Origin of the sequence: Devosia lucknowensis (assembly GCF_900177655.1) — a bacterium.
GTDB classification, from domain to species: Bacteria; Pseudomonadota; Alphaproteobacteria; order Rhizobiales; family Devosiaceae; genus Devosia; species Devosia lucknowensis.
The window spans coordinates 1,323,712-1,340,478 of the sequence record NZ_FXWK01000001.1 but is presented as its reverse complement, the minus strand read 5'-3'; the positions used below and the strand labels follow the sequence as shown (position 1 = coordinate 1,340,478).

The window sequence follows — 16,767 nt, the reverse complement described above, 5'->3', positions numbered from 1 at the left end:
ATGACGGAAGCCTTTATCTGCGCCTACAGGCGCACACCCATCGGCCGTTTCGGCGGATCGCTGTCATCGGTGCGCCCCGACGACCTCGGCGCGGTTCCGCTCCGCGCGCTGATGGCCGAGCACGCCGACGTTGACTGGGATGCCGTCGACGACGTGATCTTCGGCAATGCCAACCAGGCCGGCGAAGACAACCGCAACGTGGCCCGCATGAGCCTGCTTCTGGCAGGCATGCCTGTCGGCGTCACCGGGACGACAATCAACCGGCTCTGCGGCTCCGGCATGGACGCCGTTATCGCGGCCGCGCGCGCCATCAAGGCTGGCGAGGCCGAACTTGTCATCGCCGGCGGCACCGAAAGCATGTCCCGCGCGCCCTTTGTCATGCCCAAGGCTGACGCGGCCTTTTCCCGCAATGCCGAAATCTACGACACCACCATCGGCTGGCGCTTCGTCAACCCGTTGATGAAAGCGCAGTACGGCGTCGATTCCATGCCCGAGACCGGCGAGAATGTCGCACGGGACTTTGGCGTGTCGCGCGAGGCGCAGGACCAGTTCGCCGTCCGCAGTCAGGACAAGGCCGTCGCCGCGCAAAAGAACGGTCGCCTGGCGCGGGAAATCGTACCGGTCAGCATTGCCCAGAAGAAGGGCGATCCGCTCATCGTGGACACCGACGAGCATCCGCGCGCCGGCACCACGGTCGAGAGCCTGGCGCGGCTCCGGGCGCTGTTTCCCGAGGGCACGGTGACGGCCGGGAACGCGTCCGGCGTCAACGACGGCGCAGCGGCTCTCATCATTGCGTCCGAGGCAGCGGCGAAAAAGCATGGCTTGACCCCCATTGCCCGCATCCTGGGCGGTGCGACGGCAGGAGTGCCGCCCCGTATCATGGGGATGGGACCCGCCCCCGCGAGCAAGAAGCTTTTCGCGCGGCTCGGCCTCGGCCAGGCCGATTTCGACGTGATCGAGCTCAACGAAGCCTTTGCCAGCCAGGGCATCGCGGTCCTGCGCGATCTTGGTATTGCCGAGGACGATGCGCGCGTGAACCCGAATGGCGGCGCCATCGCCCTTGGCCATCCCCTCGGCATGAGTGGTGCGCGCATCACCGGCTCGGCTGCTCTCGAACTGTCGCTCGGCGGCAAGAAGCGGGCGCTGGCGACGATGTGCATCGGGGTGGGGCAGGGCATCGCCATCGCGCTCGAGCGCGTGTGACCGTCTTCCGGCGCCGGGCTACACAGCCTGGCGCCGGTCGAGCCGCCGAATAGCTTCGTAGAGCGAGGCGGCTTCTTCTGCACGGCCGCCCTCGATGGCGGCCGTCAGCGCGATGAATGTCGCTGACGCCTCCTTGCGATAGGCCTCCGCGCTCATTGCCCGGTCGCGCGTCAGGGCCAGCGCCAGCGTCAGTTCGACAACACCGAGGATGGAGCGGAGCAGGGGGTCGCGGCTGCTCTCGGCGATCACGCCATGCACTTCGAGGCAGGCAAGGCCGTATTGCTCGACGCTGTCGCCGGCCGTTTCCATCTGGTGGCACCAGTATTTGAGCAGACGCACATGCTCGGCCGTGCGGTGGCGGGTGGCCAGCAGGATCATCGGCCCTTCGAGCGCCTCGCGCACCCGGAACAGGCTGTCGTACAGTTCGGCGTCGGGCGCGGCGTCGAAATGCCAGGTGAGAACCTGCGGATCGAAGAAGTTCCAGCGGCTGCGCGGGGAGACGCGGGTGCCAACCTTGGGGCGCGCCTCGACAAGGCCCTTGGCCTCCAGCGTCTTGAGCGCCTCGCGCAGCACCGTGCGGGAGACCCCGTAGCGCTCCATCATCACCGCATCGCTGGCAAGGACCGACCCGATCGGAAATGTGCCGGTGACGATGGCATGTCCGATTTCGTTGATGACGAAATTGTGGAAGTTGCGTGCAGCCCGTCGCCCGGACAGGGATCGGATCAGCCCGCCGGTTTCTATCATCGCAGCGCCTTTTCAGCGCTTGCAGTGGGGCGTGGCAGCCCCACCACTGAACGCAAACCGGACATCTAGGACGCTTTCTCTCCCTTTGCCGAGGCCGCAAAGATCAGCCGCTGCAAGACGATGAACAGGAACAGCAGGGCGCCGATGACGATCTTGGTCCACCAGCTCGACAGCGTGCCGTCGAAGATGATGTAGGTCTGCACCAGGCCCAGCAGCATGACGCCGATGAAGGTGCCGAGCACGAAGCCATAGCCTCCGGTCAAAAGCGTGCCGCCGATCACCACGGCGCTGATGGCGTCGAGTTCGACGCCGACCGCGGCCAGTGGATAGCCGGCGGAGGTATAGAGGGAAAAGACGATTCCCGCCAAGGCCGCGAGTATCGAGGACAGCATGTAGACGAGCACGGTGGTCTGCGCCACCGGCACGCCCATCAGCGATGCCGAGACCGGATTGCCGCCCAGCGCGTAGACGTAGGAGCCGAACTTGGTGCGATGCGCGACGAGGGCCCCGAGGATGAAGATGGCAACCATCAGCAGACCGATAAAGCTGAGGCGACCGCCGCCGGGCAGACGGATGATCAGCTCGGAGATCCAGGTGTAGAATTCGTGGTTCACCGGCACGGAGTCACGGGTGATGACGGATGCACCGCCGCGGGCCAGGAACATGCCGGCAAGCGTGACGATGAAGGCCGGAACCTGGAGATAGTGGATCGCCAGCCCCATGATGCCGCCGAATGCCGCCGCCACGGCAAGGGCCATGGTGAAGGCGGCGAGCGGATGCCAGCCGGCCCAGGAGATCAGCACGGCGATCAGCACGCCGGTAAAGCCGATCACCGCGCCCACCGACAGATCGATCCCGCCCGACAGGATGACGAAGGTCATGCCCACGGCCGTGATGCCGAGAAAGGCGTTGTCGGTGAGGAAATTGCCCAGTACGCGCGTCGAGAACATGGACGGGAACTGCATCACGGCCAGCGCGTAGGCGATGGCGAAGATCACCGCAGTGGCCACCAGCGGACGAAGGGAGCGGCTCATTTGCGGGCCTCCGAAGCGGGAACGCGCACGGGAACGATCCGGGTTGCCAGCGGCGACTGGATGATCAGCACGAGGAAGATCAGGCCCGCCTTGACGATGAGGTTGAATTCGGGCGGGAAGCCGGACACCAGGATGCCGGTGTTCATGGCCTGGATGATGAGCGCTCCGACCACTGCCAGGGGCACCGAGAAGCGTCCGCCGAGGAGCGAGGTGCCGCCGATCACGACGGCCAGGATGGCGTCGAGTTCGAGCCAGAGCCCGGCATTGTTGGCATCGGCGCCGCGGATGTCGCCCGCCACGATGATGCCGGCCACGGCCGCGCAGAGGCCCGACAAGCCGTAGACCAGGAACAGCAGCATGCGGCTGCGGATGCCCGCGAGGCTGGCGGCGGCGCGATTGACGCCGACGGCTTCGATGAAGAGCCCGATCGCGGTGCGCCGCACCAGGAGGGTCACCAATATCATCAGCACCAGCGCGATGACCGCAGCCATCGGCAAGCCGAGGAACGAGCCCGTGCCGATGAAGATCAGCACCGGATCGGTGAAGGTGACGATGAAGCCCTCGGTGATCAGCTGGGCGATGCCGCGACCGGCCACCATCAGCACGAGCGTCGCGATGATGGGCTGGATGTCGAGCACGGCGACGAGGAACCCGTTCCAGAGCCCGCAGAGGAGGCCCACGGCCAGGGCGGCGGCCACGGCGACCGGGGCAGGGTAGCCGGCCACGACCAGCGTCGCCGCCACCGCTCCGGCCACCGCCATGATGGCGCCGACGGAGAGGTCGACGCCCTTGGTGGCGATGACTCCGGCCATGCCGATGGCGAGGATGGCCACCGGCGCGCCCCGGTTGAGCACGTCGATCAGCGAGCCGAAAAGCCGCCCGTCCTGCCAGGTGATGCGGAAGAAATTGGGAAACAGCAGCCAGTTGATCAGCAGCACGCCGACAAGCGCCAGCAGCTGCGGATTGGCCAGGCGGGAAAGGATGCGCCGCATCATGCTGCCGGGCCCTCGCGATGATTGGCGATCGCCTGCACGATGACGCCGGGATTGATGTTTTCGCCGCTCAGTTCGGCGACCATTTCGCGGTCGCGCATGACGACGATGCGCGTGGAATAGGCGACGACTTCGTCCAGCTCGGACGAGATGACAACGAGGGCCAGGCCTTCGTCGCGAAGCCGGTTGATCGTGCGCACGATTTCGGCATGCGCGCCCACGTCGATGCCCCTTGTGGGTTCGTCGAGGATGAGGAAGGCCGGATCGGTGGCCAGCCAGCGCGACAGGATCACCTTCTGCTGGTTGCCGCCGGACAGCAGCTTGATCGGCATGTCGAGCGAGGCGGCCCGGATATCCATGCTTTCCCCGAAGCGACCGGCGATTTCGAGCTGTTCGTCGCGGTTGAGCGCGCTGAACCAGCCGAGCTTGCCCTGCAGGGCGATGACGATGTTCTCGCGCACCGAAAGATCGCCAAAGATGCCCTCGGCCTTGCGGTCTTCCGGACAGAAGCCGAAGCCCTTGGCAATGGCATCGGTCGGTCGCGCGATCGTGGCCTTCTTGCCTGATACATCGAGGGTGCCTTCGTCGGCAGCGTCGGCCCCGAACATGATGCGGGCCATTTCTGTTCTGCCGGACCCGAGGAGCCCTGCGACGCCGATGACCTCGCCCTTGTGGATGGTGAGGTTGAAAGGGTGGACGCTGCGCTTCTTGCCGTAATTCCTGAAGTCGAGCAGCACCTCGCCCATCGGCCGCGCGTCTTCCACGCCGGTGGCGCCGGAGAAGGCAACATCCTTGCCCAGCATGAGCCGCACCACATCGGTGCGGGTCGTGCCGGTCAGGTCGCGCGTTTCGATCAGCTTGCCGTTGCGCAGGATGGTCACGCGATCGGATACGGCGAAGACCTGGTCGAGGAAGTGGGTGATGAAGACGATGGCGAGGCCGCGCGCCTTGAGATCCCGGATAATCTCGAACAGGCGCTCCACCTCGTTGCGGTCGAGGCTGGCGGTGGGTTCGTCGAGGATCAGCACCTTGCCCGAGAGTTCCACGGCGCGGGCGATGGCGACGATCTGCTGAACGGCCACGGAATGGGTGCCCAGCTCGCTCGACGGATCGAGGTCGAGGCCGTAGCGCTTGAGCACCTCACGGGAGTCGCGCTCCATCTTGCGGCGGTCGACGAAACCGAAGCGGGTCGGCTGGTGCCCGAGAAAGAGGTTTTCGGCCACGGAACGGTTGGGCAGGAGGTTGACCTCCTGGTAGACCGTGCCGATGCCGTATTTCTGCGCCTGCTGCGGATTGTCCAGCGCAACGGGGACGCCGTCGGCCAGCACCTGGCCGGTGGTCGGCTGGTAGGCGCCGGTCAGGATCTTGATGAGGGTGGACTTGCCGGCCCCGTTCTCGCCCAGGAGCGCATGCACTTCACCGGCGCGCAGCCCGAAATTGACGTTGTCGAGCGCGACGTGGTTGCCGAAAATCTTGATGATGCCGCGCGCTTCGAGCGCGAATTCTTCATCAGGCATGTGCCCCTCCCAATGCCTTGCCAACCACGGAGCCGCCCTCGGGCCTGACCCGGGGCCTGCCACCTCGCGCACAGCACATTGTGTGGCCCCCAGTCTTGCCCTCGGATCGAGCACGAGGGCGGTGTGAGGGTAAAGGCTTTGTGGCTCGAAGTGAAATTGGGCGGAAGCCAAGCTCCCGCCCGTACTCTTGTCGCTTAGTAGCCGAGGTCCTTGCGGCGATCGTATTCGCCCTGCGGATCGTCGGCAGCGGTGTAGAGCTTGGAGTCGGTGATGATGAACTTCTCCGGCTCGGTGCCGTCGGCCCAGAAGGCAGCCAGGGCGTCGAAGGCCGGGCCTGCCATGTTCGGGGTCAGCTCGACCGTGGCATTGGCTTCGCCGGCGGCGATGGCGGTGAAGATATCGGGAACGGCGTCGATGGAGACGACCTTGATGTCGGTACCGGGCTTGAGACCGGCATCCTTGATCGCCTGGATGGCGCCAACGGCCATGTCGTCGTTATGGGCATAGACCGCGCAGATGTCGGCGCCGTTGTTGGACGACTTGAGGAAGGCTTCCATGACTTCCTTGCCCTTGGCGCGGGTGAAGTCACCGGTCTGGCTCTGGGTGATCTTGATGTTGGACGCGCCGGCGATCGCTTCCTCGAAGCCCTGCTTGCGGTTGATGGCCGGAGTCGAGCCCACCGTGCCCTGCAGTTCCACGACATTGCAGTCTGCGCCGGCGACATCGTCGACCAGCCACTGGCCGGCCACGCGACCTTCTTCGATCTGGTCCGAAGCGACGGAGGTCAGGTAGAGGTCTTCCGGAGCATCGACGCCGCGGTCGAGCAGAACGACGGGGATCTCGGCTTCCTTGGCTTCGGCGAGCACGTCGTCCCAACCGGTGGCGACAACCGGGGCCACCAGGATCGCGTCGACGCCCTGGGCGATGAAGCCACGGATGGCCTTGATCTGGTTTTCCTGCTTCTGCTGCGCATCGGCAAACTTGAGGTCAACGCCGCGCTCTTCCGCCTGCTGGCGGGTCACGGACGTTTCAGCAGCGCGCCAGCCCGATTCCGAGCCGATCTGCGAGAAGCCGATGACCTTGCCCGAAATGTCCTGCGCCAGGGCACCGGAAGACAAGGCGGTAGCGAGGCCTGCCGCGATGGCAAGCTTGGTTATGATGTTCACGATGAAATCCTCCCAAAGGCCGCCTGGCGTTCACGCTTCAGGCGGTAAGGAGGACGCTATATAAAGTACTATTATATGTAAAGTGAGAAAGTGAAAGGGCCGAGCTGTCCATAAAAGCGTTTGTTTTACAATGATTTAGGAGGTTTTCGGCTTTGGCGCATCCTACTCTGTGCGAGGCGACCTGCGCGCCTAAACTCGCCGTCGCACTGTCAGGATAGGACTACACTGAAGGTGACAAACGTCCGACTCCACGCGCGTCCGCCAGGGTGAGCGGGCTTGACGGAGGTTTCCACGCGGAGACGAAATCTGCCACTTGCATCATGCTGTCTTTGCCATTAGACACAGCCTCGCCTGAAGGGGTTTAGCTCAGTTGGTAGAGCATCGGTCTCCAAAACCGAGGGTCGTGGGTTCGAGTCCCCCAGCCCCTGCCAGGCACAATCACCCAGTTCGTCGAGCTTCGCTCCGGCTGGTTTCATCCCCACCAGGAAAGCAAAAAAGCCAGTGGCGATCCACTGGCGTCACGACTTGCTCTTTCGGGAAAGAGCCAGTCCCCGGCAGGGGTTGGGAGTGCATGGGAACCGGGGACTGACGTTGGAGGTCGCAGGAGGCTGATCCTGCTGCTGAACAACGCGTCAGCACAATGAAGGTTGCGCCAAAAGCGGGCGTCTATAAGGCAGAAAACTGCTAAAAATGTAACGATCCGGCTTCGCGTTTCAAGGCACGCGTCGTGACCTCAAACGCGTCTGGTCACGCTGGACATCCGGCGGCTTGCCGGTTGCAACGTCGGCAGCGGTGGCCTAACCACGCCGGCGGAATGGAGACTGTCGTGCTGCCCATCTTTTACATCAATCTCGCGAGCCGGCCGGATCGGCGTCGGTTCATGGAAGATCAGCTGCAGAGTCTGGGTCTCGCGGGCGTGCGCATCGAGGCCGCTACGCCATCCGACATATCCGCCGAGCAGGCCGCTCTCCATTGCGATCCGCACAAACCTGTCTATCTGCGGCCCAGGGAACTGGCGTGCACGCTCAGCCACGAGCGGGTCTGGCAGGCGTTGCTCGACGCCGGCCATGACCGCGCTCTGGTGCTCGAAGACGACGCTGAACTGAGTTCGGCGCTGCCGGACTTTCTGTCCGAAATCGGCGCGATCGATGCCGATATGGTCAGGATCGAAAGCGCCGGACGTCCGCTGCGCGTCTTTCCCGCAGTCGCGACGCTGCCGGGCGAAATCGCCCTTCACCCGTTCCGGTCGACGCCGATGGGCTCGGCTGCCTACATCCTGACGCGCGGGGCCGCGCGTTACTTGCTTGGGCATCCATCCTTTCGGTCGGCCCAGACGGACCTCGTTCTCTACAATCCCTTCGACGAGCCGGGTTCCGGGCTCACTAGGCTGCAAGCCGTGCCGGCACTGGCACGGCAGCTGGGCGATGAGGGCAAGCAGAAGCAAACGGTCGGCCGCAGCGATATCGACCAGAAAGGCGATCGTCACCTGTTCCCGTCGGAAAGGCCGCTGCAATACCGGTTGCTGCGGCTGGGGCAGGGCTTCAAGGCGGGGTGGCGAAATGTCAGCGACCACATATCGAACTTGAGCAAGGGGCTCGAGCGTCGATACGTCCGCTTCATGGATGAGGGGTAATCGGCCGGTTGCCTATTCGGCGGCCACCGGCAGGTGGCTCGTGTGCCGTGCCTTGAGCTTGTTCAGCTGGTGGGCGGCATGGGTGAGCAGGGCCGTACGGGCCTGCTCGTGCGGAACGATGCCGCAGTCGGACTTGACCGGCAGGTCCAGATCATACTCGGTCAGGTTGCCCATCAGGCTTTCGCGTATGCGAACGCGAACGGCGCCGGTGAGGCGGCCCTTGATGGTCCGATGCGGACCGAAATGCAGTAACTGGCAACGCACGACCTCGAACGACATTGCTCCCTCCACGAGCGCTGCCACATTCTGGGCACATTTCATCCAACTCCAGGCTGAGCGGGCATGCAAGCGGATTCAGTCGGGATTTGCACTTATGCTTTACAAAAGCGCGAAAGTGACGGATGCGAAGCCCCGGACGATTCCTTTTTGTCTGGCTGTTGCAATCCATCGGCAAAGCCTCTAGATAGCCCGCTCTAGCCGTGCGGGATTCCTGCGCGGCCTTTGGTTTTGCACCAAGATACGAGTTGAAACGCCCATGGCCCGTCCGAACCCAGTCCAGTTTCTCCAGCAGGTTCGCTCGGAAGTCAGCAAGGTCACCTGGCCGGGCCGGAACGAAGTCGTGATCTCCTCGATCATGGTTGTCGTTCTGGTCATTCTCGCCAGCCTGTTCTTCCTGCTGGCTGACCAGGTCATTTCCTGGCTCGTGTCCTTGATGCTGTCGATCCGCTAAGGCGGATCAGTTTTTATATATTCGGAGCGGCGACCCCTTATGGCCAAGCGCTGGTATATCGTTCAGGCGTATTCGAACTTCGAGCGCAAGGTGGCGGAAGATATCCGTCTCAAGGTTGCGCAGAAGAAGCTCGAGCACCTGTTTGAAGACGTGATCGTGCCGACCGAAAAGGTCGTCGAGATCCGTCGTGGCCGCAAGGTCGATACCGAGCGCAAGTTCTTCCCGGGCTATGTCCTGGTGAAGATGGATATGACCGACGAGGCATTCCATCTGATCAAGAACACGCCCAAGGTCACCGGTTTCCTCGGCGCGGACAACAAGCCCATGCCGATCTCGGAGCGCGAGGCTATGTCGATCCTGCAGCAGGTGCAGGAAGGCGTGGATCATCCCAAGCCCTCCATCAGCTTCGAAGTCGGCGAGAACGTCCGCGTGTCGGATGGTCCTTTCGCCAGCTTCAACGGCATCGTCGAAGAGGTGGACGAAGAGCGTTCCCGCCTCAAGGTCGAGGTCTCGATTTTCGGGCGCCCCACTCCGGTGGAGCTCGAATACGGTCAGGTCGAAAAGGTCTGACCCCAGCCTTTTGGCGACAGCCAAAATGGCACCAGCGTTTTTGGCGTCAGCCAAAAATCGCGACATCTGGCTTCGGCTAGGTGAAATCCGTGGAAGGGGATGGTGCCTTGCCGGCACCAGGAAACCGCACCACGGCTCAACTGCCCTCCGGGGCACACAGAGGATAGAAAATGGCTAAGAAAGTCGTTGGCTACGTAAAGCTGCAGGTTGCTGCCGGTTCGGCAACCCCGTCCCCCCCGATTGGCCCGGCTCTGGGTCAGCGCGGTCTGAACATCATGGAATTCTGCAAGGCCTTCAACGCGGCCACGCAGGAAATCGAAAAGGGCGCTCCGATCCCGGTCGTGATCACCGCCTATGCCGACAAGAGCTTCACCTTCGTGATGAAGCAGCCGCCGGTTACCTACTTCATCAAGAAGGCCGTCAACCTCAAGTCCGGCTCCAAGCTCCCGGGCAAGGATTCGGCTGGCACCATCACCCAGGCTCAGCTGCGTGAAATTGCCGAGAAGAAGATGGTTGATCTCAACGCCGACGATATCGACGCCGCCGTGTCGATGATCGCTGGCTCCGCCCGTTCCATGGGCATTCAGGTCGAGGGCTAAGAATTATGGCAAAGATCGCAAAGAAGGTCGCCAAGGCCCGTGAAGGCATTGACCGCAACAAGCTCTACGGCCTCGAAGAGGCTGTGAAGATGGTCAAGTCGCGCGCTTCGGCCAAGTTCGACGAAACCATCGAAATCGCGATGAACCTGGGTGTCGATCCGCGTCACGCCGACCAGATGGTCCGCGGCGTGGTCAACCTGCCCAACGGCACCGGCAAGACCGTTCGCGTCGCCGTGTTCGCCCGTGGCGCCAAGGCTGACGAAGCCAAGGCTGCTGGTGCAGACATCGTCGGCGCCGAAGACCTCTTGGAAACCATCCAGGGCGGCAAGATCGATTTCGATCGCTGCATTGCCACTCCGGACATGATGCCGCTGGTCGGTCGTCTCGGTAAGGTCCTGGGCCCGCGCAACCTGATGCCGAACCCCAAGGTCGGCACCGTGACCATGGACGTCAAGGGCGCCGTGGGCGCTGCCAAGGGCGGCGCCGTCGAGTACCGCGTCGAGAAGGCTGGTATCATCCATGCCGGTATCGGCAAGGTCTCGTTCTCGGAAGAAGCTCTGCTGCAGAACATCAAGGCCTTCACCGACGCTGTCGTGAAGTCCAAGCCTGCCGGCGCCAAGGGCACCTACGTCAAGAAGGTTGCCGTGTCGTCCACCATGGGCCCAGGCGTCCATGTCGAGCCGGGTACGGCTCTCTAAGAATCGCAGCGTGAGCTGTGAAACGTTAGCAGTCTGCTAGCACTTCGCTTCAGACTGCTGACGAAAGTCCTGTCCGAGACTGCCGGTCGACACGAAAGTGTCGTTAATTTCGCAATTCTGCGAAGCCAGCAATAGATGGGGTGAAAACCCAATTCCGGCTGAAAAGCCAGTGGGTTGAGGTTCGAACCTAAGCCAGTTGCCCCTCGGGGCTATCAGGTTGGCAGGCACTAACCGTTGTTCCCCGGTCCGAAACGGGCAGGGGGCAGCAATTGGCAATGGCCTCAAGGGGTTACCCGAGGGGCCAGACTAGTGGAGACTAGTGTGGAAAGAGCGGAAAAGAGTGCAGTCATTGCCTCGCTCCAGGAAGCCCTCGCGGGCGCTGGATCGATCGTGGTTGCGCACAACACCGGCCTGACCGTCGCTGCGTTCACTGATCTGCGCGTGCAGGTCAAGAAGGCTGGCGGCAAGGTCAAGGTCGCAAAGAACCGCCTTGCCAAGCTCGCTCTCAAGGAAACCGATGTCGCGGACATTTCGGGCCTGTTCACCGGCCCGACCGTCATCGCCTATGCGGAAGATCCCGTTGCTGCGCCGAAAATCGCAGCAGCCTTCGCCGAGAAGAACCAGAAGTTCGTCATTCTCGGTGGTGCAATGGGTCAGACTGCTCTCGACGCCAATGGTGTCAAGGCGCTGGCAACCATGCCGTCGCTGGACGAACTGCGCGCCAAGCTCGCAGGCCTCGTCAAGCAGCCGGCAACGAACATCGCTTCCATCCTCGTGCAGCCAGGTGCGGGCATTGCCCGTGTCCTCAAGGCTCACGCAGAAAAGAGCGAAGCGGCATAAGGCCGTTCCAAACTACCTCAATATTCGAACCCAAACCCAAACTGAAAAGAGTACAAAATGGCTGATCTCGCCAAGCTCGTAGACGACCTCTCGGCCCTGACCGTTCTGGAAGCTTCCGAACTGTCCAAGATGCTGGAAGAAAAGTGGGGCGTTTCCGCCGCCGCTCCGGTTGCCGTTGCTGCTGCCGCTGGTGGCGGTGCTGCTGCTCCGGCTGCTGAAGAAAAGACCGAATTCGACGTGATCCTCGCCTCGTTCGGCGACAACAAGATCAACGTCATCAAGGAAGTCCGTGGCATCACCGGCCTCGGCCTCGGCGAAGCCAAGGCCCTGGTTGAAGGCGCTCCGAAGGCCGTCAAGGAAGGCGTGTCGAAGGCTGAAGCCGAAGACATCAAGAAGAAGCTGGAAGACGCCGGCGCCAAGGTCGAACTCAAGTAAGTTCGACTTCGGTCTTGATTTTTGCGGGATGGCGCTTTATGTGCCATCTCGCTTTTCCGTTTTCTACGGAACGATTCGCCAGGACCGATTGGATGGGTTTAGGCGCCAATTTGCGGAAATATATGACGAATTTGGATGTCGCGGGCAGCTTGAAGCCTCTGATGACCTCGCCGTGGGCTGTCCCTCGTGCGGGGCATTAGTCGCTGATCACGCTGCTGTGATTGCGCTTTTCGGGTCGAAAGCGCCGTCGAGCGCCGTCCGATGACCTTTTGAATTGACTACCAGGCATATATCCCGAGCGCCGACGGCTGATAGTCGGGTCTTTGGATATCTGCCTCCGAGACAAGCAAAAAATGGCGCGCAGGGCCTTCCGGGGCAGGGCGCGATAACCAGAAACAGGAGCTTTCATGGCTACCACGTTCAACGGCCGCCGCAAGGTTCGTAAGTCCTTCGGCTCCATCCGCGAGGTCACGGAGCTGCCCAACCTGATCGAAGTCCAGAAGGCTTCCTATGATCAGTTCCTTCAGGTCGCCGAGCCCAAGGGTGGTCGTCCTGAGGAAGGGCTGCAGTCCGTCTTCAAGTCCGTTTTCCCGATCACCGACTTCTCCAATACGGCTTCGCTCGAATTCGTCCGCTATGAATTCGAACAGCCCAAGTATGACATCGACGAGTGCCGTGCGCGCGACATGACGTTCGCTGCCCCGCTCAAGGTGACGCTGCGCCTGATCGTGTTCGAAGTGGACGAAGAAACCGGCGCCCGCTCGGTCAAGGACATCAAGGAGCAGGACGTCTACATGGGCGACATGCCCTTCATGACGCCCAATGGCACCTTTGTCGTCAACGGCACCGAGCGCGTGATCGTTTCGCAGATGCACCGCTCGCCGGGCGTGTTCTTCGATCATGACAAGGGTAAGACGCATTCCTCCGGCAAGCTGCTTTTTGCCGGCCGCATCATCCCGTACCGCGGTTCGTGGCTCGATATCGAATTCGACGCCAAGGACATCGTCTATGCGCGTATCGATCGCCGCCGCAAGATTCCGGTCACCTCGCTGCTCAAGGCGCTGGGCATGGATGCCGAGGAAATCCTCGACACCTACTACACCAAGCTGCCGTATGAGAAGACCGAGAAGGGCTGGCGCGTTCCTTACGACGCCGAGAAGTGGAAGGGCGCCAAGCCCAGCCATGACCTGATCGACGCCAAGACCGGCGACGTCGTTCATGAAGGTGGCAAGAAGCTTTCTGCCCGTCAGGCGAAGAAGCTCGCCGAAAACGGTCTGACGCACCTGCTGGCAGTCGATGAAGATCTCTACGGCATGTATGTGGCCGAAGACCTCGTCAACCTGCAGACGGGTGAGATCTATGCCGAAGCCGGTGACGAGCTCGACGAAAAGCTCCTGACCGGGCTGGTCGACAAGGGCTTTGACGAGCTTCCGATCCTCGACATCGACCACATCACAATCGGTGCCTACATCCGCAACACGCTTGCCGTGGACAAGAACGAGAGCCGAGAAGATGCTCTGTTCGATATCTACCGCGTCATGCGTCCGGGTGAGCCGCCGACCGTCGAAACCGCCGAAGCCATGTTCCAGTCGCTGTTCTTCGACAGCGAGCGCTATGACCTGTCCGCCGTGGGCCGCGTCAAGATGAACATGCGCCTCGAACTCGATGCGCCCGACACCATGCGCACCCTGCGCAAGGAAGATATCGTCGAAGTCGTCCGCACCCTGGTCGACCTGCGCGATGGCCGCGGCGAGATCGACGACATCGACAACCTGGGCAACCGCCGCGTCCGTTCGGTCGGCGAACTCATGGAAAACTCCTACCGACTTGGCCTGCTCCGCATGGAGCGCGCCATCAAGGAGCGTATGAGCTCGGTCGAAATCGACACCGTCATGCCGCAGGACCTGATCAACGCCAAGCCGGCTGCCGCCGCTGTGCGTGAATTCTTCGGTTCGAGCCAGCTTTCGCAGTTCATGGACCAGACCAACCCGCTCTCGGAAGTGGCGCACAAGCGTCGTCTGTCCGCGCTCGGGCCGGGCGGTCTCACCCGCGAGCGCGCCGGCTTCGAAGTGCGCGACGTGCATCCGACCCACTATGGCCGTATCTGCCCGATCGAAACGCCGGAAGGCCCGAATATCGGTCTGATCAACAATCTGGCCACCTACGCCCGCGTCAACAAGTACGGTTTCATCGAGACCCCGTACCGCAAGATCGTCGACGGCAAGCTGACCGACGAGGTCGTGTACCTCTCAGCCATGGAAGAGGCCAAGCACTACGTCGCTCAGGCGAACGTGCAGTTTGCCCCGACCCTGGAGCTGCAGGACGATCTGGTCGTGGCTCGCCACGCCGGTGACAACGGCCTGACGCCCAAGGAAAACGTCGACCTGATGGACGTTTCCCCCAAGCAGATGGTGTCGGTTGCCGCATCGCTGATCCCGTTCCTCGAGAACGACGACGCCAACCGCGCTCTGATGGGCTCGAACATGCAGAAGCAGGCCGTGCCGCTGCTGCGTGCCGAGGCTCCGTTCGTGGGCACGGGCATGGAGCCGGTCGTGGCTCGTGACTCGGGCGCCGCTATCGTCGCCAAGCGCACCGGTATCGTCGACCAGGTGGACGCGACCCGTATCGTCATTCGCGCAACGGAAGAGACCGATGCGTCGAAGTCGGGCGTCGACATCTACAACCTGATGAAGTTCCAGCGTTCGAACCAGTCGACCTGTATCAATCAGCGTCCGCTGGTCGTTGTCGGCGACCACATCAACGCCGGCGACATCATCGCCGACGGCCCGTCGACCGAACTGGGCGATCTCGCCCTCGGCCGCAACGTGCTCGTCGCCTTCATGCCGTGGAATGGCTACAACTTCGAAGACTCCATCCTGCTGAGCGAAAAGATCGCCATGCAGGACGTCTTCACCTCGATCCACATCGAGGAATATGAAGTCATGGCCCGCGACACCAAGCTTGGTCCGGAAGAAATCACCCGCGACATTCCGAACGTTTCGGAAGAAGCGCTGAAGAACCTCGACGAAGCCGGTATCGTTCATATCGGTGCCGAAGTGCAGCCGGGCGACATCCTCGTCGGCAAGATCACCCCCAAGGGTGAGTCGCCGATGACGCCGGAAGAAAAGCTCCTCCGCGCCATCTTCGGCGAGAAGGCTTCGGACGTTCGCGACACCTCCCTGCGCGTGCCGCCGGGCGATGCTGGTACTGTCGTTGAGGTGCGCGTGTTCAACCGCCACGGTATCGACAAGGACGAGCGCGCCATGGCCATCGAGCGCGAGGAAATCGAGCGCCTTGCCAAGGACCGTGACGACGAACAGTCGATCCTCGATCGCAACGTCTACGCCCGTCTCAAGGAAATGCTGTTCGGCAAGGCCGCGACTGCAGGTCCGAAGGGCTATGTCGTCGGCACCAAGCTCAATGACTCGATCTTCGAAGGCCAGCCGCGCTCGAAGTGGTGGCAGTTTGCCGTCGAAGACGACAAGGTCATGACCGAGATGGAAGCCCTCCACGCTCAGTACGAGGAGAGCCGCCGTCTGCTCGAGCAGCGTTTCATCGACAAGGTGGACAAGCTGCAGCGCGGTGACGAACTTCCGCCGGGCGTAATGAAGATGGTCAAGGTCTTCATCGCGACCAAGCGCAAGATCCAGCCGGGCGACAAGATGGCCGGCCGTCACGGTAACAAGGGCGTGGTTTCGCGCATCGTTCCCGTGGAAGACATGCCGTATCTCGAAGACGGTACGTCGGTCGACATCGTGCTGAATCCGCTGGGCGTGCCATCGCGCATGAACGTGGGCCAGATTCTCGAGACGCACCTGGGCTGGGCTTGCGCCGGCATGGGCAAGAAGATCGACGAGATGGTTCGCGCCTACCATGCCAAGGGCGACCTCAAGCCGCTCCGCACGGAAATCCAGACGCTGTTCGCCAATGACGAACAGATCACCGATCTGGACGACGACGGCATGATCCGCCTGGGTGAACACCTCTCCAAGGGTGTGCCGATCGCGACGCCTGTGTTCGATGGTGCCAAGGAAGCCGACATCGTCGTGATGCTCGAGCGGGCCGGGCTCAAGTCTTCGGGTCAGTCGACCGTGTTCGACGGCCGTACCGGCGAGCAGTTCGACCGCCAGGTGACCGTGGGCTACATCTACATGCTCAAGCTCGATCACCTTGTGGACAACAAGATCCACGCGCGCTCGATCGGCCCGTACTCGCTCGTTACCCAGCAGCCGCTGGGCGGCAAGGCGCAGTTCGGTGGCCAGCGCTTCGGCGAGATGGAAGTGTGGGCCCTCGAAGCGTATGGCGCCGCCTACACGCTTCAGGAAATGCTCACCATCAAGTCGGACGACGTGGCGGGTCGTACGAAGGTCTACGAGGCCATCGTGCGCGGCGACGACACCTTCGAGGCGGGTATCCCGGAAAGCTTCAACGTTCTGGTCAAGGAAATCCGTTCGCTCGGTCTCAATGTCGAACTCGACATGCGCGAGCAGGACGAACCAGGCCAGGCCGAAGCGGAGCTCGCTCCTCCTCAGGAAGCGGCGGAATAATCCGGCACTTCCTACCCCCATTCACTTCCTGAGGGAGCGGGCGTTGCCCCTCCCGA

Annotated in this window: 15 protein-coding genes and 1 tRNA gene; 10 read left to right on the top strand and 6 right to left on the bottom strand. The window is 62.4% G+C overall.

The features are described from left to right. Positions 1-1,203, top strand: coding sequence for a 3-oxoadipyl-CoA thiolase (pcaF, locus tag CCK88_RS06395; protein ID WP_086469638.1), 1,203 nt, complete (start codon positions 1-3; stop codon positions 1,201-1,203). A gap of 18 nt (positions 1,204-1,221) precedes the next feature. On the opposite strand, the gene CCK88_RS06390 is transcribed toward pcaF, so the two are convergent. From CCK88_RS06390 to ytfQ, 5 genes are all read right to left on the bottom strand, one after another. Next, positions 1,222-1,950, bottom strand: coding sequence for a FadR/GntR family transcriptional regulator (locus CCK88_RS06390; RefSeq protein WP_086469637.1), 729 nt, complete (start codon positions 1,948-1,950; stop codon positions 1,222-1,224). Between the two features lie 65 nt (positions 1,951-2,015). Next, positions 2,016-2,984, bottom strand: coding sequence for a galactofuranose ABC transporter, permease protein YjfF (gene yjfF, locus CCK88_RS06385; protein ID WP_086469636.1), 969 nt, complete (start codon positions 2,982-2,984; stop codon positions 2,016-2,018). Continuing rightward, positions 2,981-3,979, bottom strand: a complete 999-nt coding sequence (locus CCK88_RS06380; RefSeq protein ID WP_086469635.1) for an ABC transporter permease — start codon at positions 3,977-3,979, stop codon at positions 2,981-2,983. Before CCK88_RS06380 ends, yjfF begins: the two co-directional genes overlap by 4 nt. Further along, entirely contained in the window at positions 3,976-5,493 is a 1,518-nt protein-coding gene (locus CCK88_RS06375) for a sugar ABC transporter ATP-binding protein (protein ID WP_086469634.1), read from the bottom strand. Before CCK88_RS06375 ends, CCK88_RS06380 begins: the two co-directional genes overlap by 4 nt. Positions 5,494-5,687: 194 nt before the next feature. After that, positions 5,688-6,659, bottom strand: coding sequence for a galactofuranose ABC transporter, galactofuranose-binding protein YtfQ (ytfQ, locus tag CCK88_RS06370; protein WP_086469633.1), 972 nt, complete (start codon positions 6,657-6,659; stop codon positions 5,688-5,690). Positions 6,660-7,014: 355 nt separating this feature from the next. Between ytfQ and CCK88_RS06365 the strand changes: the two genes are divergently transcribed. Continuing rightward, positions 7,015-7,090, top strand: a tRNA-Trp gene (locus CCK88_RS06365). 395 nt (positions 7,091-7,485) lie between these two features. Then, positions 7,486-8,292 carry a glycosyltransferase family 25 protein gene (locus tag CCK88_RS06360; RefSeq protein WP_170926376.1) on the top strand — a complete coding sequence of 269 codons (807 nt, stop codon included), beginning with the start codon at positions 7,486-7,488 and terminating at the stop codon, positions 8,290-8,292. A 12-nt stretch (positions 8,293-8,304) separates the two neighbouring features. Here the strand turns inward: CCK88_RS06360 and CCK88_RS06355 are convergent, their stop codons facing one another. Beyond that, positions 8,305-8,571 (bottom strand): hypothetical protein, encoded by a 267-nt coding sequence (locus CCK88_RS06355; RefSeq protein WP_086469631.1) that lies wholly within the window; start codon positions 8,569-8,571, stop codon positions 8,305-8,307. Positions 8,572-8,827: 256 nt separating this feature from the next. Between CCK88_RS06355 and secE the strand changes: the two genes are divergently transcribed. The 7 genes from secE (at position 8,828) to rpoB (ending at position 16,711) form a co-directional block, all read left to right on the top strand. Beyond that, on the top strand, positions 8,828-9,022 hold the full coding sequence (secE, locus tag CCK88_RS06350; protein ID WP_086469630.1) for a preprotein translocase subunit SecE: 195 nt from the start codon (positions 8,828-8,830) through the stop codon (positions 9,020-9,022). A gap of 39 nt (positions 9,023-9,061) precedes the next feature. Next, the gene (gene nusG / locus CCK88_RS06345; protein WP_086469629.1) at positions 9,062-9,592 is read left to right on the top strand and encodes a transcription termination/antitermination protein NusG; all 531 of its coding nucleotides are present in this window, start codon (positions 9,062-9,064) and stop codon (positions 9,590-9,592) included. A 170-nt stretch (positions 9,593-9,762) separates the two neighbouring features. Beyond that, positions 9,763-10,191: a 50S ribosomal protein L11 gene (gene rplK, locus CCK88_RS06340; protein ID WP_086469628.1), complete on the top strand. Its 429-nt coding sequence runs from the start codon at positions 9,763-9,765 to the stop codon at positions 10,189-10,191. Between the two features lie 5 nt (positions 10,192-10,196). Further along, entirely contained in the window at positions 10,197-10,889 is a 693-nt protein-coding gene (gene rplA / locus CCK88_RS06335; protein ID WP_086469627.1) for a 50S ribosomal protein L1, read from the top strand. 321 nt (positions 10,890-11,210) lie between these two features. Then, a complete protein-coding gene (gene rplJ / locus CCK88_RS06330) occupies positions 11,211-11,729 on the top strand; it encodes a 50S ribosomal protein L10 (protein ID WP_086469626.1) in 519 nt (172 codons plus the stop codon). Positions 11,730-11,786: 57 nt separating this feature from the next. Further along, the gene (rplL, locus tag CCK88_RS06325; protein WP_086469625.1) at positions 11,787-12,164 is read left to right on the top strand and encodes a 50S ribosomal protein L7/L12; all 378 of its coding nucleotides are present in this window, start codon (positions 11,787-11,789) and stop codon (positions 12,162-12,164) included. Between the two features lie 407 nt (positions 12,165-12,571). After that, on the top strand, positions 12,572-16,711 hold the full coding sequence (gene rpoB / locus CCK88_RS06320) for a DNA-directed RNA polymerase subunit beta (protein ID WP_086469624.1): 4,140 nt from the start codon (positions 12,572-12,574) through the stop codon (positions 16,709-16,711). The last annotated feature ends 56 nt before the right edge of the window (positions 16,712-16,767 follow it).